Source organism: Devosia sp. 1566, from assembly GCF_004005995.1.
In the GTDB taxonomy this organism is placed as follows: domain Bacteria; phylum Pseudomonadota; class Alphaproteobacteria; order Rhizobiales; family Devosiaceae; genus Devosia.
Genome location: NZ_CP034767.1, coordinates 3,443,416 through 3,464,455 on the forward strand (window position 1 = coordinate 3,443,416; position 21,040 = coordinate 3,464,455).

The 21,040-nt window shown below is 61.8% G+C and carries 21 protein-coding genes, 1 tRNA gene and 1 pseudogene; 12 read left to right on the plus strand and 11 right to left on the minus strand.

The features are described 5' to 3' along the window. The first annotated feature begins 130 nt into the window (after positions 1-130). Positions 131-1,161, plus strand: a pseudogene (locus ELX51_RS16410) (IS110 family transposase). A 357-nt stretch (positions 1,162-1,518) separates the two neighbouring features. Here ELX51_RS16410 and ELX51_RS16415 read toward each other — a convergent pair. Together ELX51_RS16415 and ELX51_RS16420 are read right to left on the minus strand one after the other, a co-directional pair. Further along, a complete protein-coding gene (locus ELX51_RS16415; protein WP_127754523.1) occupies positions 1,519-2,190 on the minus strand; it encodes a hypothetical protein in 672 nt (223 codons plus the stop codon). A 371-nt stretch (positions 2,191-2,561) separates the two neighbouring features. Continuing rightward, positions 2,562-2,651, minus strand: a tRNA-Ser gene (locus ELX51_RS16420). A 269-nt stretch (positions 2,652-2,920) separates the two neighbouring features. Here ELX51_RS16420 and ELX51_RS16425 point away from each other — a divergent pair. The 7 genes from ELX51_RS16425 to ELX51_RS16455 all read left to right on the plus strand — a co-directional run bounded on the left by ELX51_RS16425 (position 2,921) and on the right by ELX51_RS16455 (position 9,756). Then, positions 2,921-3,379 carry a GNAT family N-acetyltransferase gene (locus ELX51_RS16425; RefSeq protein WP_248305157.1) on the plus strand — a complete coding sequence of 153 codons (459 nt, stop codon included), beginning with the start codon at positions 2,921-2,923 and terminating at the stop codon, positions 3,377-3,379. 2 nt (positions 3,380-3,381) lie between these two features. Next, on the plus strand, positions 3,382-4,407 hold the full coding sequence (nagZ, locus tag ELX51_RS16430) for a beta-N-acetylhexosaminidase (RefSeq protein ID WP_127754525.1): 1,026 nt from the start codon (positions 3,382-3,384) through the stop codon (positions 4,405-4,407). A gap of 36 nt (positions 4,408-4,443) precedes the next feature. After that, positions 4,444-6,096 carry an ABC transporter substrate-binding protein gene (locus ELX51_RS16435; RefSeq protein WP_206524760.1) on the plus strand — a complete coding sequence of 551 codons (1,653 nt, stop codon included), beginning with the start codon at positions 4,444-4,446 and terminating at the stop codon, positions 6,094-6,096. A gap of 81 nt (positions 6,097-6,177) precedes the next feature. Continuing rightward, positions 6,178-7,155, plus strand: coding sequence for an ABC transporter permease (locus tag ELX51_RS16440; RefSeq protein WP_127754527.1), 978 nt, complete (start codon positions 6,178-6,180; stop codon positions 7,153-7,155). 11 nt (positions 7,156-7,166) lie between these two features. After that, complete coding sequence (locus tag ELX51_RS16445; RefSeq protein WP_127755344.1) at positions 7,167-8,045, plus strand: ABC transporter permease; 879 nt, start codon at positions 7,167-7,169, stop codon at positions 8,043-8,045. After that, positions 8,042-8,860: an ABC transporter ATP-binding protein gene (locus ELX51_RS16450; protein WP_127754528.1), complete on the plus strand. Its 819-nt coding sequence runs from the start codon at positions 8,042-8,044 to the stop codon at positions 8,858-8,860. Before ELX51_RS16445 ends, ELX51_RS16450 begins: the two co-directional genes overlap by 4 nt. Next, positions 8,857-9,756, plus strand: a complete 900-nt coding sequence (locus ELX51_RS16455) for an ATP-binding cassette domain-containing protein (RefSeq protein ID WP_127754529.1) — start codon at positions 8,857-8,859, stop codon at positions 9,754-9,756. The genes ELX51_RS16450 and ELX51_RS16455 overlap by 4 nt, the downstream gene beginning before the upstream one ends. A 10-nt stretch (positions 9,757-9,766) precedes the next feature. Here ELX51_RS16455 and ELX51_RS16460 read toward each other — a convergent pair whose 3' ends face one another. Beyond that, positions 9,767-10,591, minus strand: a complete 825-nt coding sequence (locus ELX51_RS16460) for an NlpC/P60 family protein (RefSeq protein ID WP_127754530.1) — start codon at positions 10,589-10,591, stop codon at positions 9,767-9,769. A gap of 242 nt (positions 10,592-10,833) precedes the next feature. Here ELX51_RS16460 and ELX51_RS16465 point away from each other — a divergent pair, with 242 nt between their 5' ends. Then, a complete protein-coding gene (locus ELX51_RS16465) occupies positions 10,834-11,064 on the plus strand; it encodes a hypothetical protein (protein ID WP_127754531.1) in 231 nt (76 codons plus the stop codon). Between the two features lie 26 nt (positions 11,065-11,090). On the opposite strand, the gene ELX51_RS16470 is transcribed toward ELX51_RS16465, so the two are convergent. Together ELX51_RS16470 and ELX51_RS16475 are read right to left on the minus strand one after the other, a co-directional pair. Then, positions 11,091-12,320 (minus strand): FAD-dependent oxidoreductase, encoded by a 1,230-nt coding sequence (locus ELX51_RS16470; protein ID WP_127754532.1) that lies wholly within the window; start codon positions 12,318-12,320, stop codon positions 11,091-11,093. Positions 12,321-12,340: 20 nt separating this feature from the next. Next, complete coding sequence (locus ELX51_RS16475; RefSeq protein ID WP_248305158.1) at positions 12,341-13,060, minus strand: GntR family transcriptional regulator; 720 nt, start codon at positions 13,058-13,060, stop codon at positions 12,341-12,343. 272 nt (positions 13,061-13,332) lie between these two features. Here ELX51_RS16475 and ELX51_RS16480 point away from each other — a divergent pair, with 272 nt between their 5' ends. The 3 genes from ELX51_RS16480 to ELX51_RS16490 all read left to right on the plus strand — a co-directional run bounded on the left by ELX51_RS16480 (position 13,333) and on the right by ELX51_RS16490 (position 16,454). Further along, complete coding sequence (locus ELX51_RS16480) at positions 13,333-14,367, plus strand: proline racemase family protein (RefSeq protein ID WP_127754533.1); 1,035 nt, start codon at positions 13,333-13,335, stop codon at positions 14,365-14,367. Positions 14,368-14,377: 10 nt separating this feature from the next. Further along, complete coding sequence (locus tag ELX51_RS16485) at positions 14,378-15,391, plus strand: Ldh family oxidoreductase (RefSeq protein WP_127754534.1); 1,014 nt, start codon at positions 14,378-14,380, stop codon at positions 15,389-15,391. A gap of 100 nt (positions 15,392-15,491) precedes the next feature. Continuing rightward, entirely contained in the window at positions 15,492-16,454 is a 963-nt protein-coding gene (locus ELX51_RS16490; protein WP_127754535.1) for a dihydrodipicolinate synthase family protein, read from the plus strand. 93 nt (positions 16,455-16,547) lie between these two features. Here ELX51_RS16490 and ELX51_RS16495 read toward each other — a convergent pair whose 3' ends face one another. Genes ELX51_RS16495 through ELX51_RS16520 form a run of 6 tightly spaced genes read right to left on the minus strand, consistent with a single transcriptional unit; the run spans position 16,548 to position 20,962 of the window. After that, positions 16,548-16,736, minus strand: coding sequence for a 2-hydroxymuconate tautomerase (locus tag ELX51_RS16495; protein WP_127754536.1), 189 nt, complete (start codon positions 16,734-16,736; stop codon positions 16,548-16,550). A 2-nt stretch (positions 16,737-16,738) separates the two neighbouring features. After that, positions 16,739-17,779 (minus strand): proline racemase family protein, encoded by a 1,041-nt coding sequence (locus tag ELX51_RS16500; RefSeq protein WP_127754537.1) that lies wholly within the window; start codon positions 17,777-17,779, stop codon positions 16,739-16,741. After that, positions 17,779-18,891: a cis-3-hydroxy-L-proline dehydratase gene (locus ELX51_RS16505; RefSeq protein ID WP_127754538.1), complete on the minus strand. Its 1,113-nt coding sequence runs from the start codon at positions 18,889-18,891 to the stop codon at positions 17,779-17,781. The genes ELX51_RS16500 and ELX51_RS16505 overlap by 1 nt, the downstream gene beginning before the upstream one ends. Positions 18,892-18,917: 26 nt before the next feature. Then, positions 18,918-19,640 carry an amino acid ABC transporter ATP-binding protein gene (locus ELX51_RS16510; protein ID WP_127754539.1) on the minus strand — a complete coding sequence of 241 codons (723 nt, stop codon included), beginning with the start codon at positions 19,638-19,640 and terminating at the stop codon, positions 18,918-18,920. Continuing rightward, on the minus strand, positions 19,633-20,286 hold the full coding sequence (locus ELX51_RS16515) for an amino acid ABC transporter permease (protein ID WP_127754540.1): 654 nt from the start codon (positions 20,284-20,286) through the stop codon (positions 19,633-19,635). Before ELX51_RS16515 ends, ELX51_RS16510 begins: the two co-directional genes overlap by 8 nt. A gap of 10 nt (positions 20,287-20,296) precedes the next feature. Continuing rightward, on the minus strand, positions 20,297-20,962 hold the full coding sequence (locus tag ELX51_RS16520) for an amino acid ABC transporter permease (protein WP_127754541.1): 666 nt from the start codon (positions 20,960-20,962) through the stop codon (positions 20,297-20,299). Positions 20,963-21,040 lie beyond the last annotated feature (78 nt).

Consider the following 21,040-nt stretch of genomic DNA (forward strand, 5'->3'; position numbering starts at 1 on the left):
CGTCGCGGGAGCGGTGGCCACCCACGATGTGGCAGTGGTGTTCGACATCTAGCCAGGTGGCTGTCCCCCGATAGGATGAAGAACGGGCTCACGATCGCAACCGGGCCCAAGCATCGCACGGAGGACAGCCATGAAGCAGTATATTGGTCTGGACGTTTCCATGAAAGAGACAGCAATATCGATCCGGCAGGACGGCAAGAGGATTTGGCGGGGCAAGTGTGCATCGAACCCGCAGCTGCTCGCGGCGGTGATCCGCAAACGCGCTCCACATGCCCAACGTGTGGTGTTCGAGACGGGGCCGCTGTCGGTGTGGTTCTACCATGCGCTGACGGCAGAGGAACTGCCGGTGATCTGCATCGATGCGCGGCATGCCAAAGCCGCACTAGACATGGCTGCGAACAAGACCGACGCGAACGATGCCGATGGCTTGGCACATCTGGCCGAGGTCGGCTTCTACCGAGAGGTTCGCGTTAAGGGTTTCGACAGCATGCTGATCCGGACGCTGATCACGGCGCGGAACCAGCTCCTCAAAATGCGTCTGCAGATATCCAACCAGATCCGTGGGTTGATGAAGACGTTTGGCCTGGTCGTGCCCAAGGGCGCCGGCAGCGTGTTCGAGCGCAACGTTCGCGACCTCTTGCAGGGCGAAGAGAAGCTGGCACACATCAATATTCCAATGCTTCAGGCATGGGTGATATCCGCCACCAATCAGCAACGCTGAGCAAGGAGCTGGTCGTGATGACGCGGGAGGACCAGCGCTGCCGTCTGCTCATGTCAGTGCCTGGTGTCGGCACCGTCACAGCCACCGCCTTTGCTGCTGCCGTGGAAGATCCGGCGAACTTCAGGAACTCTCGCGCCGTCGGCGCATGGGTAGGTCTGACCCCCAGGCGCTACCAGTCGGGGGAGGTCGATCATGACGGTCATATCTCGCGCCGTGGCGACAATCAGCTGCGCGGCCTCTTATATGAAGCGGCCGCGGTCATCCTGAACCGGTCGAGAGATACCAGTAGCCTGCGAAGCTGGGCGTTGGAGCTGAAAGAGCGGCTCGGCTTCAAGCGAACGGCCGTGGCCCTGGCGCGCAAGCTGGCCGTGATCATGCATGCCATGCTCCGGACGGGCGAACTGTTCGATCCGCACGCAGGAAGGCTGGTAGCCGCATGAGCCCACAGCCGCTTGCCTGCGACGATTTCTTTAGCTCGTTCAACCCATAGCGTCCTTACAGGACGCACCGTGTCGTCCCTGCCGGGACGTGGCTGAGATCATTCCGAGAAGCGGGAAGCAACTGCCTCGTTTAGCAGATTGCGTAACGAACATAGGAAGATCTCACCAGCGAAACTCATCCTGCGGCGATCCACCTTACATCGACCGCGTAGACGACCCTGTACCCGGCATACGAACGAACAAGCGTCGGCGATAAGGCGAAAAAGGAAGATTGCCTTGCACATACCCCCTTGACGGCTAGGCGATTAGACGACCCGCTTCGCGGGAGGGTGAGCGCGGTTGGTTCAGCGTCATCATTTAAGCCTTTGAGCGGCGCGCGATCGGCAACGCCGTACGGTCCCGGTTGCCCGCGATGATCTGGGCGGTCGACAGTTCAGCCATGCCGGCGCGCTTGCTGACATTGCCCGGCCAGTACTGCATTTCCGAAACATAGTCCTGCAGGTGCTTGCCGGTATACTGGTCGACAGGAAGGTCCCCCGCCAGCTCGAGGAAAGTCCTGGCACGCAGGCGCAACGACTTGAGATCGGCATGCTCCTCGCCGTCCGCCGCAATGCGCATTGTCAGATAGGCGGCCAAGTTTTCGCTGAAGGTGGGGACGCCGGACGCCTGATGGATTGCGGATGTAGCGGGCACCATTGGCGGCGGGGCCTGAACAAGGAGGGTGGCGCGAGAAGCGGTTGCGGTCAGCACGGCGGCAGCTCTTTCCGGGTCTCCGGCATGCTGCAACACATCCTGCAGCGCCCCGCGCACCAATGTATCGGCATTGCCGGTGACCGCGGCGATGCCTCCGGTGCCCTTGCCGACCTCGCCTTCCACTAGGCGGAGCGTATCGAGAGCGGCCCCAAGGCCCCGGGCAATGCCCAATGCCTGCGACGGCTCGGCCATGGCTTTGCCGATCGCCGCCTGGCAGGCCGCCACCACTTGGGCCAGAAGATCCTGGCCCTCGTCATCGGAACGCGTATTTTCCATCGCAACATGCTCCTTCTTCGACTCGGCCACTGCGAAGATCGCCCGACACATGGCGGCGAGCTGCAAGGCAAGACGCTCGGCAATCGCGGCGCGGACGCGCCGCGATTGCCACACGAAGGATAGGGGTAGGCCTCGCAAGAACAAACCGAGATTTTACCAGGCTTGCCGGAAGCCGGATCTGGAGGCGCCATCCGGCCGGCGATCCGGTCAGGTGCCGGGACAACCGTTGCCGCTTGGGCCGGTCCGGGGATGGTACATTGGGTGGTTCAATAGGCGAATGGGACACGAACGACACCGTTGTGAGGGCGTCTACATCGCGCGTAGTCCCGGAAAACGGGGACTTTTCAAACCGGGATCCCGGCTAGGAAAACTGGCGGAGAGGGAGGGATTCGAACCCCCGATGGAGTTGCCCCCATGCCGCATTTCGAGTGCGGTGCATTCAACCACTCTGCCACCTCTCCGCGAGGTCATTCGGCACGCAAGGCGCACCCGGTCGACGGGGCGGCTTATGCCATAGCCTGAACGAGGCTGCAACTCCCGTTGTGGAGCAACTTTGTTTCCCTGCTGTCAGATGCAAGTGGGTAATGAACCGCTATTTCCCCAGCACCGTGCCCGGCACAGCTGAAGGTGGGTGGTCCTTTGCCTTGGGCCCGCGTATTGGTAGTTACGATTCAACGCTTTGGTTCGCTGCATTTCCATGGATTGTCTCGTAAATCTTTATGCTCGACCGATGGCAGAGCTGGCGAAGCGGGTCGAGGACGTGCAGGCCACCATTCGCGTGGCGCTGCCCCCCGAGCAGCACATCATCAAGGACTGGGTGCGCCGGCACTTCAGCGAATATTGGGTCAGCGAGGTCAGCGCCGCCATGGCTCACCAGCCGCCGGGATGCCTGATTGCCGTGTCTGACGGGGAACTGGTGGGCTTTGCCTGTTATGACGCCACTGCTCGCGGGTTCTTTGGCCCCACCGGGGTCGCCGAACAGCAGCGCGGCAAGGGCATCGGGCTGGCGCTCCTGTCGGCAACGCTCCAGGCCATGAAGGCGCAAGGCTATGCCTATGCGATCATCGGCGGTGTGGGCCCGGTCGAATTCTACAGCAAGGCCGCAGGAGCGATACCCATCTTCAATGAGGGGGAAGACATCTACCAGGGCCTGCTGCGTCTCAAGCCAATCGCGGAGTTGCAGAACTGAGCATGTCATCCACCCCACCGCTCGCCCTGTTTGTCGGCATGCCCGGCCTTGAGCTTTCCGCTGACGAAATCGCCTTTTTCCGGGAAGCCGATCCCTATGGGTTGTTCCTGTTCCGGCGCAATCTCGATACCCCTGAGCAGGTGCGCCGGCTGTGCGCCCAGTTTCGGGATGCGGTGGGAAGGGCGGATGCGCCGGTTTTCATTGATCAGGAAGGGGGCCGCGTGCAGCGGCTCAACAATGGCAACTGGCCCAATTTCCGCAGCCTGGGCAGCTTTGGCGCCCTGGCACGCCAGGACCTGGAGCTGGCCAAACGGGCCCTGCGCCTGTCGACGCTAGCCATGGGAACGATCATGGCCGAGCTCACCATCGATAGCGGCACCACGCCAGTGGTCGATCTCGCCCGCCCCGGCACCCATGACGTCATCGGCCAGCGCGCCTTTGGCGATGACCCCGAACTGGTTATCACCATGGCCCGCGAGGTTATCGATGCCATGCTGGAGGTCGGCGAACTGCCGATCATGAAGCATATTCCAGGCTATGGACGGGTGACGGTCGATCCGCACTTCCAGTGTCCGGTGGTGGATGCATCGATTGAAGATCTGCGCCAAAGCGATTTCCGCCCCTTCATGGCGCTTCGCAACACGCCCTGGGCCATGGTTGCCCATCTCGTGTTCACGCAGATCGATCCCGACCACCCCGCGTCGGTGTCTCCGGCCGTCTACGAGCTGATACGGGACGAGCTCGATTATGACGGGGTGCTGATCACCGATTGCCTGACCATGGAAGCGCTGGCGGGCAGCTGGGCGGAGCGCGTGACGGCGGCCCTGGCAGCGGGTTGCGATATCGCGCTGCATAGCCAGGGCGACCTCAAAGCGAGCGAGGCGGCCGCCAACGCAGCGCGACCGCTGAGCGAGGCTTCGCTGCGGCGAATTGCGCGAGGAGAAGCGATGCGGGGCACATTGCGGGTGGACGCTTTGGCGCTCCACGCCGAAGTTGAACAGATTTTCAGGGAAAATGGCATCGCCTAAGGCGCTGCCTGGAGCAAACAAGGGAGTTGAGACGTGCTGAACAAAACACTGCTCGCGGCGACGTCCGCCGCAATTCTGGTCATGGCAGCACCCGCAAGTGCGCAAGTGGTGGTGACGGTCAGTTCGGAACAAACCACCACCTGGGTGCGCAACTTCAATCCGTTCAACCAGACTTCGGCGCGTGCCACCACCAAGGACTTCATCTACGAGCCGCTCGCGATCTTCAATCGCCTCAAGAACCAGACCGAGTTCCGTCTCGCGGAAAGCTTCGAGCTGGCCGATGATCTGAAATCCATCACCTTTGTGCTGCGCGATGGCCTCAAATGGTCGGATGGCGAGCCGCTGACTGCCGACGACGTGGTGTTCACCTATGGCTATCTCAAGCAGTTTCCGGCGCTCGATTTCAACTCGGTGTCAGCCCTCCTCGACTCCGTCGAGAAGATTGACGAGCGCACGGTGCGCTTCAACCTGCTGCAGCCCAATTCCCTGATCGCCAATACCATTGTCGGCATGCCGATCGTTCCCGAGCATGTTTGGGCCGAGATCACCGATCCGGTGACCTTCACCAATGAAACGCCCGTTGGTTCGGGTCCGCTCACCGAGATCAGCCGCTTTACGCCCCAGGTCTACGAGCAGTGCCGCAACCCCAATTATTGGGATGCGGAAAGCCTCAAGGTTGATTGCATCCGCCTGCCCCAGCTCGCGGACAACCCACAGGTGCTGGCCGCACTGGCTGACGGGACGCTGGATTGGGCAACGAGCTTCATCCCGGACATCGACAACACTTTTGTGGCCAAGGACCCCGAGCACAACAAGTACTGGTTCAATCCTTCGAGCCTCGTGTCCTTCCAGCTCAGCATGATTACGCCCGACGAGAACAACCGGAAGGCGTTCACCGATGTCAATTTCCGGCGTGCTCTGAGCATGCTGATCGACCGGCAGACCATTGTCGACATCGCCGGCTATGGCTATCCGCTGATCAACGAAGATCCTTCCATGCTTGGCGAGCTCTACAAGGCCTTCGCCAATCCTGAAGTCCAGGTGCAGTTTGGCCAGTTCGGCAAGTTCGACCCCGAAGCGGCAACGGCCCTGCTCGATCAAAGCGGGTACGTCGACAAGAACGGCGACGGGATGCGCGACAACCCCGATGGCACGCCGATCGCCATCGATATCGAAATCCCCAATGGCTGGACCGACTGGATCGACGCTGTCCAGATTGCCATGGAGTCCCTCCAGGGTGCTGGCCTCAACGTCAAGATGAGCACGCCCGAGGAATCGGTGTGGAGTGCCGATCTGATCGCGGGCAAGTACTCGATGACGCTCAACGCCCTGGCTTCGGCCGCCAATCCCTACTTCCCCTATATCCGCTCCTTCAACCCCGAGGATTTCGGCAAGTCGCGCTTCACGGCCCCCCATTGGGAGAACGCGGAGGTGATGGATCTGCTTGGCCAATACACCCAGATCAAGGATCCGGCGCAGCAACAAGAGATCATGAACAAGCTCCAGATGATCGTTGCCGAAGCCATGCCCGTGATCCCCGTCTACAACAGCCCGGCCTTCTATCAGTACAGCACCAGGCGCTTCACCGGCTGGGCGAGTGCCGAAAACCCGATCGTCTCCCCGGTGGTATCCAATGCCAATCCAGGACGACTGATCCAGCTGCTGGCCTTGCGCCCAGTGCAACAATAAGCTGGCCGAGGGTGCGTCACCTGACGCATCCTCCCCCTCGCCCCTGGCAGCGGGTTCTTTTTCCAACACGGACGAACATCGATGGCATTTCTGCTCCGGCGCGTTGGCTTTTATCTCGCAGCCTTTCTTGCCGCCGCCACGGTCAACTTCTTCCTGCCCCGACTGATGCCGGGGGACCCGATCCAGATCATGTTCGCCAGCGCCGGATCGAACCTGTCCATGGAGAACCTCAACGCGCTCAAGCTGACCTTCGGGTTTATCGATGCGCCGGTTGGCGAGCAGTACCTGACCTATCTCAAAAGCGTCTTCACCGGTGATCTGGGTGTCTCGATCAAGTACTTCCCCCTGCCCGTGACCGAACTCCTGGGGCGCGCCCTGATCTGGACCGTGGGCCTGGTTGGCTCGGCCACCCTGCTCGGTTTTACGCTTGGCACCCTGCTCGGCATCATGGCGGCGTGGCGCCGGGGCACGATATTTGACACTGTGGTTTCGCTGCTCGCCATCTTTTCGAGCTCCGTGCCGGCCGTCGTGCTTTCGCTCATCATGTTGTTCGTGTTCGGCTATACGCTGGGCTGGTTCCCCAGCGGCTATGCGGCCGACCCCATGCTCGATCCGGCGTTTAGCTGGCAGTATATTTCGTCCGTGCTGTATCACGGCTTCTTGCCGATGATCACGCTGGTGGTTGCGCTGACCGGGGGCTTTGCGGTGACCATGCGCAACAACATGATCAACCTGCTGGGCGAGGACTACATCGTCATGGGCCGCGCCAAGGGCCTTTCCGATCAACGGGTCATGATTTGGTACGCGGCACGCAATGCGCTGCTGCCGACGGTGTCGAGCCTGGCCATTTCGCTGGGCAGCGTGCTTGGCGGCTCATTGGTGATCGAAGTCGTGTTCAACTATCCCGGCGTTGGCAACATGCTGTACCAGGCGATCCTCGCCCGGGATTATCCGGTGATCCAGGGGCAACTGCTGATCATGACCGCCGCCATGCTCATCTCCAACTTTGCCGTCGATCTGAGCTATCTGATGCTCGATCCGCGCCTCAAAAAGGCCTGACCGTGCCGCTCATTGCTCAGCTTGCCCATAACAAGAAGGCAGTCGTCGGCCTCACCATTCTGACGATCATCATCCTGGTGGCGATCTTTGCGCCGGTGCTGACGGAATACTCCCCCACTCAGCGCGTGGGCCGCCCCCACCAGCCCCCATCAAGCGAGCATTGGCTGGGCACGACGCGGCTGGGTCATGACGTGTTCACGCGCCTGGTCTATGGCGCCCGCATCTCGCTCGCGGTTGGCTTTGGCGCGGGCCTCCTCATCACCCTGATCGGCACCGTCCTCGGCATCCTTGCCGGCTACAAGGGCGGCGTCGTCGATGAGGTCATCAACTTTTTCACCAATATGGTGCTGGTGGTGCCCAACCTGCCGCTGCTGCTGGTGATCGCAGCCTTTATCGGCCAGGCGAATCCGCTCGTGATCGCACTGATCCTGGGCTTCACCTCCTGGGCCTGGGGTGTGCGCGTCACCCGTTCGGAAACCCTGTCGCTGCGCCAACGCGACTTCGTCAAGTCGGCCGAGATGCTGGGCGAGCCAAGCTGGCGCATCATGGCCTTCGAGATTTTTCCCAATCTCGTCTCGATCGTCGGCATCAATTTCATCGGCAGCGTGATCTTCGCCGTGGTCACCGAGGCGACGCTCGAATTCCTCGGCCTCGGTGATCCCAACACCGTTTCCTGGGGCATCATGCTCTACAATGCGCAGAACGCCTCGGCTCTTTCGGTGGGCGCCTGGTGGGACCTGCTGTCGCCCTGCCTCGCGCTAGCCCTGCTCGGACTTGGCCTGGCGCTGCTGAACTTTGCCATCGACGAAATCGCCAATCCCCGCCTGCGCACCGGCGGCATGTTGAGCCGCTGGACAGCGCGCGTGCGGGCCGGAGAGGGCAAGCTATGACCGATCCCGTCCTGTCCATTCGCACCCTTTCCATCGACTATGTTGGCGCCGAGGAGGATTTCCGCGCCGTCAAGGATGTCAGCTTCGACATCATGCCCGGTGAGTTCTTCGGGCTTGCCGGGGAATCGGGTTGCGGGAAAAGCACCATTGCCTTTGCCATCAGCCGCCTGCATCGCCCGCCCGCGCTGATCCTGAGCGGCAGCCAGATCCGGCTTGCTGGCCGTGACGTGCTGGCTCTGAACGAGGAGGAGTTGCGCAGCTTCCGCTGGCGCGAGGTTGCCATGGTTTTCCAAAGCGCCATGAACTCGCTCAATCCCGTCCTCACCATCGAGCGGCAGTTTTTCGATGTGCTGCGCACCCATACCGGCATGTCGCGCGCCCAGGCCCGCGACCGGGCAGCCGAGCTGCTCGCCATGGTCGATATCTCGCCTGATCGGCTATCCTCCTATCCGCACCAGTGCTCGGGCGGAATGCGCCAGCGCATCGTCATCGCCATTTGCCTTGCGCTCAATCCCAAGCTGCTGATCATGGATGAGCCAACCACCGCGCTCGATGTGGTGGTGCAGCGTGAGATACTGGGCCGTATCGATGTTCTGCGCCAGCAACTAGGCTTTTCCGTCCTTTTTATCACCCACGACCTTGCCCTGATGGTGCAGGCCTGTGATCGCATCGGCATCATGCTTGAAGGGGAGTTGGTGGAGGTGAATGCGGCGCAGACCATCTACCAGTCGCCCCAGCATGCCTATACGCGCCGGCTTTGGGGCTCCATGCCCAAGCTCTCCGGCCAACAGATTGGCGCGAGCGCAGCCCTATGACCCAGACCGAACCGGTTCTCGCCCTCGACAATGTTTCCAAGACCTTTGGTCGCGCGGACCAGCCGGTTTATGCCGCGCGTTCCGTGTCGTTTGCGCTCCATCCCGGCCGCACCCTCGCCCTGGTGGGCGAATCGGGGTCGGGAAAGACCACCGCGGCGCGCCTGATCATGCGAGAATACCGGCCTGATGCGGGGCAACTCCTGTTCCGCGGCATGCCAGTCACCAGCAGCGGTCTCAAGTCTTACCGCGCCGCGGTGCAGATGGTGTTCCAGGATCCGTTTGCCTCGCTTAACCCAGCGCACACGGTGCGCCACCATCTGGAGCGACCACTCCGCCTTCACCGGCCCAAGATGAAGGGCGCCGAACGCCGGGTTGCGATTGATGAACTCCTCTCGCGCGTCAAGCTTGATCCAAAACTGGTCGCGCCGAAATATCCGCACGAATTGTCAGGAGGCCAGCGCCAGCGCATCAGCATCGCCCGGGCATTGGCGGTTGACCCAGCGGTGATCGTTGCCGACGAACCTACCTCCATGCTCGACGTGTCCGTTCGCCTGGGCATTTTGAACCTGCTCAACGACATGAAGCGCCAACTAGGGCTGGCGCTCCTGTACATCACCCATGACATCGCCACGGCGCGCTATGTCGCTGAGGACATCATGGTGATGTATGCCGGACAGATTGTGGAATGGGGCGAAACGGATAAGGTGTTGAGCAATCCCCAGCATCCTTATACGCGCCTGCTGCTCTCGGCTGTTCCCGATCCGGACCAGCGATTTGCCGACACCTCTGGCGCAGCCGAACTCACGCATGTCGAGGAGATCCGGCGACGATCGGCCCTGCCGCAGCCGGAGGTACGGCAGGTGGCGCCCAACCATTTTATTCGGCCACTGCCCTAAGCGGCAGGGCCTAGTCGAGGCGCCGAAAAGCGGTCGGCTCGCCACCACCGCGACTGCTGATCCGCGCCACGGCCTCGGCCAATGGCTCGATTACCACCGCCATGTGGAAGGCGTTGGCGTGGATCATGTCCCTATCGCTGGTCATCATGGCAACATGGCCACGCCAGAACACCAGGTCACCCCGGCGCAGGGCGTCAACCGGGTGGCCGAGCGCGACCTGCTGGTCGGTATCGCGCGGACAATCGCGCCCGCAGGCATAGAGCGCCTGTTGCACCAGCCCCGAACAATCAAGCCCCAAGCTCTCGCGCCCGCCCCAGAGATAAGGCGTCCCCACAAATCGCTGCGCCACCGCGACGGGATCTGTTTCAGCTTCCTGCACAGGGGCGAGATGCTCCTCAACAAACCAGCCGCCTGCGGTTTGTACGAAGCGACCCTCGCGGCCCTCAGCGACCAGCAGCGCATTCATGGAATAAAGCCCGGTTGGCGCGGTCTTGATGCTGGGGCCGCTAAACGCATAGGTGCGGAGCGCCCTCACTTTGTGGGTAGGGGTTCGGGGAGCGCCGCTCAGGGCGCTCGCCGCCACAAAACCCACATAGCCATCGCGCATGGCGCGCCCGAACGCCCAGCCATCCGCCACATCGAGCACCTCGAACAATTCCCCGAACAGCACCTGATCGAGCTGTTCGGCGGACGGCGACGGCTCCCGGCGCAACGGGGCACAAGCCACCGCGATCTGGTGGATGGTCGTATCAAGATAGCGATCAGCAGGAACAATGCCCTCGAGGGATCGGGCTGCGACGCCGTCGCGCGCCAAGGTGAGGCGATGATCAAGCAAGATGGTGTCCTGTCCTGGTGGAAGGCTCGGGGATATTACGGCTCCCGCGAAGCCCGGAGCCACTATGCGCGTGCTGAATGGTAGCGCGCTCGCTTTCTCCTGTCACGCACCCGCGAAGTGCCAGCCTTCCGCCAAGCTTGATCGGCATCACCGACAGCTGCTTCTCTCCCGCTTGTGAATCCAAGCGGGGAACAGACGTTCCGCGCAACTCGTTGGGGAGGAACGATAACGAGGTGGCCCAAATGCCGAGGTTCTTTTTCAATCACCAGTCCGACCGCGGACCGCTCGACGTGGATATCGACGGCATCAAGCTAGAGTCCCTCAATGCAGCGATCGAGGAGGCATCCTTTGCGGTCAAGGGGGCCGTTGCCTTGGCCGATGAGCCAACGCGGGGCGAGTTCCAGATTGAAGACGAAGGCCGGGTCGTTCTGGCCCGGGTCCCTTACGCGGTAGTGGATGACGAAGCAGACTAGGCGGTAACGAGCCTTTTTCCGCCAAGCTACTGGAAGCGGGTGATCGAGAACGGCTGCGGTGCCGAACTGGTGCCCTCCACCATCCCGGCAATCAAATTGGCCGTGACGGCGCTCAACGTCAAGCCCAGATGACCGTGGCCAAAAGCATAAAGTATGCGCGGATCCCCTGGATGGATGTCGATTACCGGCAGTGAATCGGGTGTGGAGGGCCGCCGGCCCATCCATTCCTTGCCCCCTTCGGGCAGCGAAGGCACGTAGCGCCGCATCTTCTCGCGCATCGCCTCGGCGCGGGCAAAATTGGGCGAAGTCTCGGGCTTGGCCAGTTCCACCGCACCGCCCACGCGCAGCCCATCTACGAGGGGCACCGCCACAAAACCATGATCGGCAAAGCCCAGTGGCAATGCCAGGTTCCAATTCAGGTCCGTGAACGTCGTGTTATAGCCGCGCTCGTTCTCGAGCAGCACTTTGAGGCCCAAGCCGCGCACAAGATCGCGCGACCACACTCCGGCAGCAACAACCACCCTGTCGAACACCTGCTCCTCGCCACCCTGCAGCATGACGCCAATGCCGGCCTCTCGCTGGGTCAGGGAAAGCACCCGGCCCTGCTGCAGTTGGCCGCGCCCACGAATAAAGTCCTGGAAGTGCCGCAGGACGCTCAGCGGGTTGGAGACCATCCAATAGCCAGGCTGGTGCACTGCGCCAAAGAACCTGCCCTCGAGCTGGGGCACCATGGCTCGGGCCTTTTGAGGAGTTATTGCCTCGAAGTCATAGCCAAGCGCAGCCCGCACCTGCCCGGCCTCGCGCACCGCGGCGTCCAAACTGGCATGGCTGTCGTGGAGCGAGATAAACCCGGTTTGCCGCAGGTGCCCTGCCAACCCGGCACTAGCAGCCAATTCTTGGTGATCCGCCAAGGCCGTTTGCATCAGGCCCGTCAGAGCCTCGCGGGCGAGCGCACCGCGTTGTGGCGTCGAGGCCGCCAGAAAGGCGACCAACCAGGGCATCAATGCCGGGACATCCTGCCAGCGCAAGGTCAGTGGCCCCAGTGGATCCATCAGCCATTTGGGTACTGCGGTCAGCATGCCTGGGCTGGCTATCGGCGCAATTTCGGGCAGGGCAATCAGCGCCGCGTTTCCCGACGAGGCTGGCAAGCCCCCCGGTTCGGCATCAAACACCGTTACAGCATGTCCCTGGCCAATCAGTCGGGTCGCAATCGCCGCGCCAACAATACCTGCGCCTACGACGCCGATCTTTTTCATCTTGCCCCTGCTCTTGAACGCTACAATGTGATTTTGGATACCGTTTCACGGTTGATGTAGCTTTGGATCTGCTTGACGATCTGTGCCGCGTGCTCGGCGGCCAAGGCATCCGCCCGATCGGCGTGGCCCGCTTCAATCGCCTCCACCATCAGGCTATGGGCTTCCACATATTGCTGCGGCAGCTTGTCATCAAACGAGCGGTAATAGATGCGCAGGATGCGTCGGCCTTCATCGAGGAGGCGCGCAAAGAGATTGGTGAAATAGCTGTTGCCGCCCGCTTCGGCGATGGCGACATGGAAATCCCGATTGGACTGGATCATGGCCAGCGCGTCGCGACGCGCCACGGCTTGCGCATATTGGGCCTCGAACTTGCGTATCGTCTCGATCTGCTCGGGCGCGTGATGCACCGCCGCTGCCCGCGTCGTTACTCGATACATCAGCGTCAGCGCCTCGAAGTAAACCGGAAGCTGGGCGAAATCGATGGTGGCAACCACGGTGTTGCGATTGGGCAGTGTCTTGGCCAGCCCTTCCGCCACCAGGCGCACCAAGGCCTCGCGGATTGGCGTGCGCGACATCTGGAACTGCTCGGAAAGCGTCACCTCATCGAGCGGACTGCCGGGATCGAGGGTAAGGTCCAGGATGGACTGTCGCAGCGTTTGATAGACTTTTTGCGCGCCCGACCCCCGGATACGACCGGGTTCGCCGGCAATCTTGGCCGTTTCGCTGGCTTTGGTTTTCACGGCGCGGCTCCCGGCATTCGCGGCGCACAAGGGCCGGCAACAATCACGAACCGTTGTGCCGGCGTATTGCCCAACAAGGGGGCCGGCCAGCACGTCGACGATGATCAGCGATAGGCGAGCTTAGCGGAGATTGCGGTTCCGGTTCAACGCCGGAGAAGGCCCCTTGAGCAGCTTTGACTGTCGACAGATTGGATATAGCGCCGGTATGGTGTCAGGTGGCCGGAACTGCAGATGCTCGGCCGGGTGGCTCAATCTGCAAAGGAAATCCTCCCATGCGCTGGTCCAAGACCGTAACCCTTGTCGAAGCCCATGCGGAAGGGGAAGTTGGCCGCATCGTCACGGGCGGGGTTATCGATGTTCCAGGCGCCACCATTGCCGACAAGCTGCGCCATATCAACGATGTCGACGATAGCCTCCGGCGCTTCCTCGTTTTCGAGCCGCGCGCTTCGGCCCAGATGAGCACTTGTCTCATTTTTCCGCCAACACGTCCGGACGCTGATATCGCCTTCATGATTTTGCAGGGCGACAAGGCTCATGCGATGTCGGGATCCAATAGTATTTGCCTCACCACCGTTCTGCTCGAGACCGGCATGCTGCCCATGGCCGAGCCCGAAACCATCGTGCGGATCGAGACGGCGTCGGGCCTCGTGACGGCGCGGGCCAGTTGCCGTAACGGCAAATGCGAACGGGTTACGCTCACCATGAACCCGTCCTATGCCCACCAGCTCGACGCCGTGGTCGATGTGGCGGGGTTCGGCAAGGTCAAGCTCGACATTGGCTATGGCGGGATTTTCTATGCGCTGATCGACCCGGCGCAACTCGGCCTCGAGATCAGGCCGGACCAGGCCAAGAAACTGGTGGAGGCGGGCAGCGCCATCCACCGCGCCGTCAATGCCCAGCTCGAGATTGCCCATCCCGAGATCGAGGCCATCAAGGGCATATCCTACACTATGTTCACCAGCTTCAACGAGGCGGGCGAACTCAAGGGCGCCACCATCATGCCACCTGGCCGGATCGACCGGTCACCCTGCGGCACTGGCAATTCCGCCCGTCTTGCCGTCGCGGCAGCGCGGGGCCTGGCCAAGCCTGGCGACAGTTTTACCGCCCGATCCATCATCGATTCCACCTTCGAGGTTACTTATGCCGGCGACACCACGGTGGCCGGCCGCCCGGCGGTGCAGCCCATTATCTCGGGCCGCGGCTGGATCCATGGCATCCACCAGATCGGCGTTGATCCTAGCGACCCCTATCCACAGGGTTACTCGGTTGCCGACACCTGGGGTGATGCCTTCGACCTGATGAACTAAGGGCATTGCTGTGACAGAAACGTCCACCCTGCGGCTTGACGAAGCCTTTGACCTCAGCGTTGCGGTGCTGGTCCGCAACGGCTTTGCCATCGATCACGCGACGGCGGTCGCCACCGTGGTTTGTGCGGGCCAGCGCGACGAGTGTCATTCGCATGGCCTTTATCGTCTGCTGGGCTGCGTCCGGTCCATCCGGGCGGGCAAGGTGGATGGCGTGGTGCAGCCTGAACTGTTCGACCATGCGCCCGGTATTGTGCGCGTCGATGCTAAAGGCGGCTATTCGCTGCTGGCCTTTGAGGCCGGCCGCACCATGCTGGTCAACAAGGCGCGGCAGAATGGCATCGCGGCGCTGGTGATCAATCACTGCTACCACTTTTCGGCATTGTGGCCCGAAGTCGAGGCCTTGGCGGCGCAGGGTGTTGTCGCCATCGCCATGACCCCTAGCCACAACTGGGTTGCGCCATTTGGTGGCACCAAGCCCGTGTTTGGCACCAATCCGCTGGCTTTCGCCTGGCCGCGTCCGGGCAAAGATCCCTATGTGTTCGACTTCGCCACCTCCAGCGTGGCGCGGGGGGAAATCGAGCTGCATCGCCGCGCCGGCAAGCCAATCCCGCTCGATTGGGCCGTGGATGAGAGCGGGGCTCCGACCGACAGCGCAGAAAAGGCGCTTAGCGGCGCCATGACGACGTTTGGCGGCCACAAGGGCTCGGCGCTATCTACCATGATCGAGTTGATTGCGGGGCCGTTGATCGGCGATCTCAGCAGTATCGAGTCCAAGCAATTCGATAACGGCGCTGGCGCAGCACCCTATCACGGCGAACTGCTGCTTGCCTTCGACCCCAAGGTCTTCACCGGAGTGGAGGCGTCACGCCATGCCGAACGGGCCGAGATCATCTTCGATGCCATTATCGATCAAGGCGCGCGCTTGCCGTCGCAGCGGCGCTATGCTGCGCGGGCCCGTTCGCTTGCCAGCGGCGAGGTTGAAGTTCCCAGTGCCTTGCTCGCCGATATCCGCGCCCTGTTGTAGGCAGGCTTGCCCTGTCGACAAAAAGGATACAACGTGGCATGAATGGTAGGTGAACCGGGCAGGTGCGTTGACGCCTGCTCGTTTGCTGGACGAGGACACGATGCAAACCGAAATTTTCACGGGCGTAATTCCCGCACTGATGACGCCGTGCAAGGCGGACCGTAGCCCCGATTTCGACGAACTGGTCCGCAAGGCCACCGAGCTCGTCGCTGCCGGCATGTCCGCCGTGGTGTATTGCGGCTCCATGGGCGATTGGCCCCTGCTCACCGATGCCCAGCGCATGGAAGGCGTGGCGCGCCTGGTCGCGGCGGGCCTGCCCGTGATTGTTGGCACCGGTGCAATCAACACGGCCTCAGCCGTCGCTTTGGCTACACACGCGCAACAGGTCGGCGCGGCTGGCTTGATGGTCATTCCCCGGGTGTTGTCGCGCGGCAATTCCCCCATCGCCCAGCGCCACCATTTCGAGGCTATCCTCGCCGCCGCACCAACTCTGCCAGCAGTAATCTATAACAGCCCCCATTACGGCTTCGAAACCAAGGCCGACCTGTTCAACGCCCTGCGCGCCAAGCACACCAACCTTGTCGGCTTCAAGGAATTTGGTGGCCCCGCAGCCATGACCTATGCGGCCGAGCACATCACCAGTGGCGATGCCAATGTGGTGCTGATGGCCGGCGTCGATACCGGCGTTTACCACGGCTATGTCAAAGCGGGCGCCACCGGCACCATCACCGGCATCGGCAATGCCCTGCCCCGGGAGATCCTGCATCTGGTGGCCCTGTCGAAGGCCGCCGCGGGCGGCGATCCCGATGCCCGCCTCCGTGCACGGGAATTGGGCGAGGCGCTGGAAATCCTCTCCTCCTGGGATGAAGGCACCGATCTGGTGCTCTACTACAAGTTCATGCTCGAGCTGCAGGGGGAGGACGCCTACAAGCTCCACTTCAACTCCACCGACGAGCTTTCACCCAGCCAACGCGCCTGGGCCGAACGGCAATTCAACCAGTTCAAGGCCTGGTATGCCCAGTGGAGCACCCTGCCCGGCGCCGTGCAGAACTACACGCGCTGAGGCGCTCACCACAACGAGCAAGGCTCCCCAATGGGGAGCCTTCTTGTTTTTGGCCCGATACGACGCGCCGGGGGGCGGTGCTCTAAATGCCTATCAGGCGGGCTTGTCCAGCAATTCGCCGGCGACTGCCCAGTTCTGTCGCGCCACATCATCAAAGACGATCCAGACACTCTCCCGCTTGGCCCCGGCATGCTCCACGACGGCATCGGTGATGGCCCGCGCCAAAGCAGCCTTCTGCTCGGGCGTGCGCCCTTCGTTCATTTCGATCTTGATGTAAGGCATGCTTAGAAACGGCCCTCCACTGGCCAGGTATCCGAAAGGCGATAGCCGGTTGGATAGGGATCGGCGGGATCCAGCATGTGCTGGTGCGTGCCGGTGATCCAGGCGCTGCCGGCGATGATGGGCACGATGGCCTTGCGATCGCCCAGCATGGTTTCGCTGTCGATACGGCAATCAAAGCGCGAGCCGATAATGGACCGGCCGATAAACGCCTCGCCCACCTTGATTTGCCCCTTGGCATGCAGCACCGCCATGCGCGCCGAACAGCCAGTGCCACAGGGGGAACGGTCAATCTTGCCCGGGCGGATGGCCACGGCGTTGGCGGCAGTCAGCACGCCGTTTTCGTCCCGGGTTACGGGCGCGGCGATCTGGCAAAAGGAAAAGTGGCTCCATTCGGCATGTAGCGGGTGCTGGAACCCCAATTGTTCATTAGCGGCCTTGGTGATCTTCATGCCCATCAACGCAATGTCGCGCGCCTCATCAGGCGCAATGGCGAAGCCCAGGGCTTTGCTGTCGACGATCACGAAACTGTCCCCGCCATAGGCGGTATCGACGGTGAGCGTTCCCACGCCTTCGACTTCCAGGGTGGCGTCGAGTTTGTCGGCAAAGGAGGGGTGGTTCTTGATGGCGACCCGTTCCGCCTTGCCGTTGCGGCACTGGGCGACGACCTCGATCAACCCGCCCGGTGCTTCGAGCACCATGCGCGTTTCCGGCTCCGTCATCGGGATAATGCCCGCATCGAGCAAGACGGTCGAAACGCACATGGAATTGGAACCCGACATGGGCGGGGTATCCTGCGGCTCCATGATGATCCAGCCCATCTGCGCTTTTGGGTTCTTGGGGGGCACCAGCACATTGACGTGCCGGAACACCCCGCCCCGTGGCTCCTGCAGCATGAAATTGCGCAGCGTTTCGTCGGTAGCAAGGAATGTGCGCTGCTCCCAGATCGTGTCACCCGGCGGTGGCAACACGCCGCCGGTTATCACATCGCCCACTTCCCCCTCGGCATGACAGGAGACCGTCTGGATGATCTTGCTGGTGCGCATCAGGCAGCCTTTCCGATCACCAGCACCGGCTCGCCCAACACGTCGAACTTGGGCGTAACGCCGAGACCAGGCTCGTTGGACGCCGACATATTGCCGTTGACGCGCTGCGGCGCACCATCGGCGATAAACACGGTGCCGTAGGAATTGAAATCGGTGGCCGACAGGTAGAACTTTTCGGGCGTGGAGCAGGCCAGATGCGCGATGGCGGCGGTGACAATGTCGCCGCCCCAAGTATCCTCGATGGTCATCGGAATGCCCGAGGCGACGCACAGGTCGCGCATCAGCTTGGCCTTAGTGAGCCCGCCGACCTTGGATATCTTGAGGTTGATCGCGTCCATCGCGTCTTCGGCAATGCCCTTGAGCAGGGTATCGGCCCCACCGATCACTTCGTCGAGCACGAAAGGCAGGCTGGTGCGCCGACGGATGGAGACGCTTTCCTCATAGCTCATGCAGGGCTGCTCGATGTAAACATCGAGGTCTCGGACAGCATTTACGACGCGAGCGGCATCGGCCATGGTCCAGCCGGTATTGGCATCGCATACCAGAATGTCGGTGGGCTTGAGGATGTCGCGGCAGGCGCGAATGCGCTCGATATCGTCATTGGCATTGCCGCCGACCTTGAGCTGGAACTTGGTATAGCCCTCGGCGCGGTAGCCATCGATCTTGCGGGCCATGGCCTCGGGATCTTCCTGCGAGATGGCGCGGTAAAGGGCGACTTCCTCCTGCTCAAGACCGCCGAGCAATTTATAAACGGGAAGCCCCGCGACCTTGCCCAGAATATCCCAGCAGGCAATGTCGATGGGCGCCTTGGCATAGGGGTGTCCGCGCAGCACCGCATCCATCTGGCGATTAAGTGGCCCCAGATCGGTCGGGTCCATGCCAATGAGCTTGGGCCCGATTTCGCTGATGCCGGCGCGCACGCCCGCAGCATAACTCGGCAAATAGGCTGAGCCCAGGGGGCAGCATTCAGCATAGCCGGTGATGCCGGCATCGGTCTCCACCGCCACGACTGTGGAGTCGAACACCTCCATGAAATTGCCGCCCGACCAGCTATAGCGACCTTCCTTGAGTGGCAGATCAACCTGCCACGTTTTGATAGCGGTAATTTTCATCTGGATCGCCCTGCTGGTGAGTTCGGCTAAAGCACCGAAGCTAGGAATTCTCTGGTTTCCGGACGCTGGGGATCGCCGAAAATCTGCTCGGGCGTCCCGATCTCATGCACCTTGCCGGACTTGAAAAAGGCGACACGGTCGGAGACTTCGCGAGCAAAGGCCATTTCATGGGTGACGAGGATCATCGTCATGCCTTCCTTGGCGAGCAGACGCATGGTGTCGAGCACCTCACCCACCAGTTGCGGATCAAGGGCGGATGTGACCTCGTCGAACAACATGTATTGCGGGCTCATCGCCAGGGCGCGCGCGATGGCCATGCGCTGCTGCTGCCCGCCGGAAAGCTTGCCGGGATAGGCGTCGAGCTTGTCCCCAAGCCCCACATGCTCAAGTTGCTGACGACCGATCGCCTCGGCCTCGGCGCGGCTCTTGCCCAGCACTTTGCGGGGGGCCAGTGTGACGTTTTCCAGTACGGTGAGGTGGGGAAAGGCGTTCCACTGCTGAAAAACGATGCCGATCTTGGTGCGCAGCTTGTTGAGGTCGGTCCCCTTGGCATGCACGTCCACGCCATCGACGCTGATCTTGCCACCCTGGATCGCCTCGAGGCCATTGATGCACATCAGCAGTGTCGACTTGCCCGATCCGGAGCCACCGATGATCGACACCACCTCGCCCTTGGACACGCTCAGGCTCACGTCATCCAGGACCCGCAGCTCGTTGTAGGATTTCTGGACGTTCTCGATCTCAATCATTCTCGCGCCATTTCTTTTCCAGTTTGGCGCCCAGGCGCGAAATCGGGAAGCTGATAATGAAGTAGATCAGCCCGGCTATGCTGAGCACAAATAGCGGCTCCTGAATGCGGGTGACGATGATCTGCGATGAGCGCAGCAACTCGATGATGCCGAGCCAGGACACCAGCGCCGTATCCTTCATCACCCCAAGCGTCAGGCCGATCCAGCTGGGCAGCATGATACGCAGCGCGATGGGATAAACGATATTGGTCATGTCCTGCCACCAGGTCATGCCCAACGAGCGCGCCGCGCGACGCGTCGTCACCGGCACGGCGGCAATACCGCCCCGGACCAGTTCGGAACAATAAGCGGAGGTGTAGAGCGCCAGCACCACGCAAGACACGATAAAGGCGCTGATGTTGAGCCCGGCGATCGCCTGGAACGCGTTGACCAGAACGAGCTGGATCAGCAGCGGCACCGAGCGAAAGATATCGAGCAGAAAGGCCAGCGGAGCGCTCGCCCACCAAGGCGTAGTCGCCCGGAACACGCCGAACACGATGCCGAGGATCGTGCCGCCGAGCATGGCCCAGAAGGTGATCAGGAGGGTGACACCAGCCCCCTGCAGCAAAAAACCGATATCGTTGAGGCTCAAGCCAGTTTGGAACATGACTGCCCCCTCAATATCGGAACAGTCGGTAGGCAAGAAGGCGGGCACCCAGCGTGACCGCCTTGGCAAGCAGGTAATACATTACCGCGGCCAATGCGAAATACTCAAAGGTTCGGAACGTCTTGACGTTGAGTTGCTGGGTGATGCCAGTGAGATCGGTATTGAGCCCCACCACGACGCCCAGCGAGGTCATCAGGATCGCCCACACCATCTGGTTGGTCACCGGGTAGAACACGGCACGAAACATCTGCGGCAACACGATGAGCCGGAAAGCACTGATCGGGCCAAAGCCGAGGGATCGCGCGGCGCGCACCTGAGTGGCGGGAACGGCCCGCAGCCCACCCCGGAAGGTCTCGGCAAGATAACCGGCATTGTTGAAGGCAATGCCGGCCAGCAGCGCCACGAAACTGTCGAGATGGATGCCGAACTGCCCGAGGCCGAAATAGGCCATGTAGATCTGGAACAATGCCGGTGTATTGCGGGCAATCTCGATCCAGGTGCTGGCAAGGGCACGGAGAAACTTGCTGCCCGAGCCACTCATCAGTGCCAGCAACACGCCAATGATGATGCCGATGATCATGGAAAGAATGGCGAGCTGCAGCGTCACCACGGCTCCGCCCAGCATCTGCGGCAACGCTTGAAGCGCCGGACGCCAGTGGAAGGTATAATTAAACATCAAGGGCGCGTTCTAACCATCAGGGCTACAATTCTCGAAGCGCTAGAGCTCACCGTAGTGCGCAGAAAAAAAGGAGCG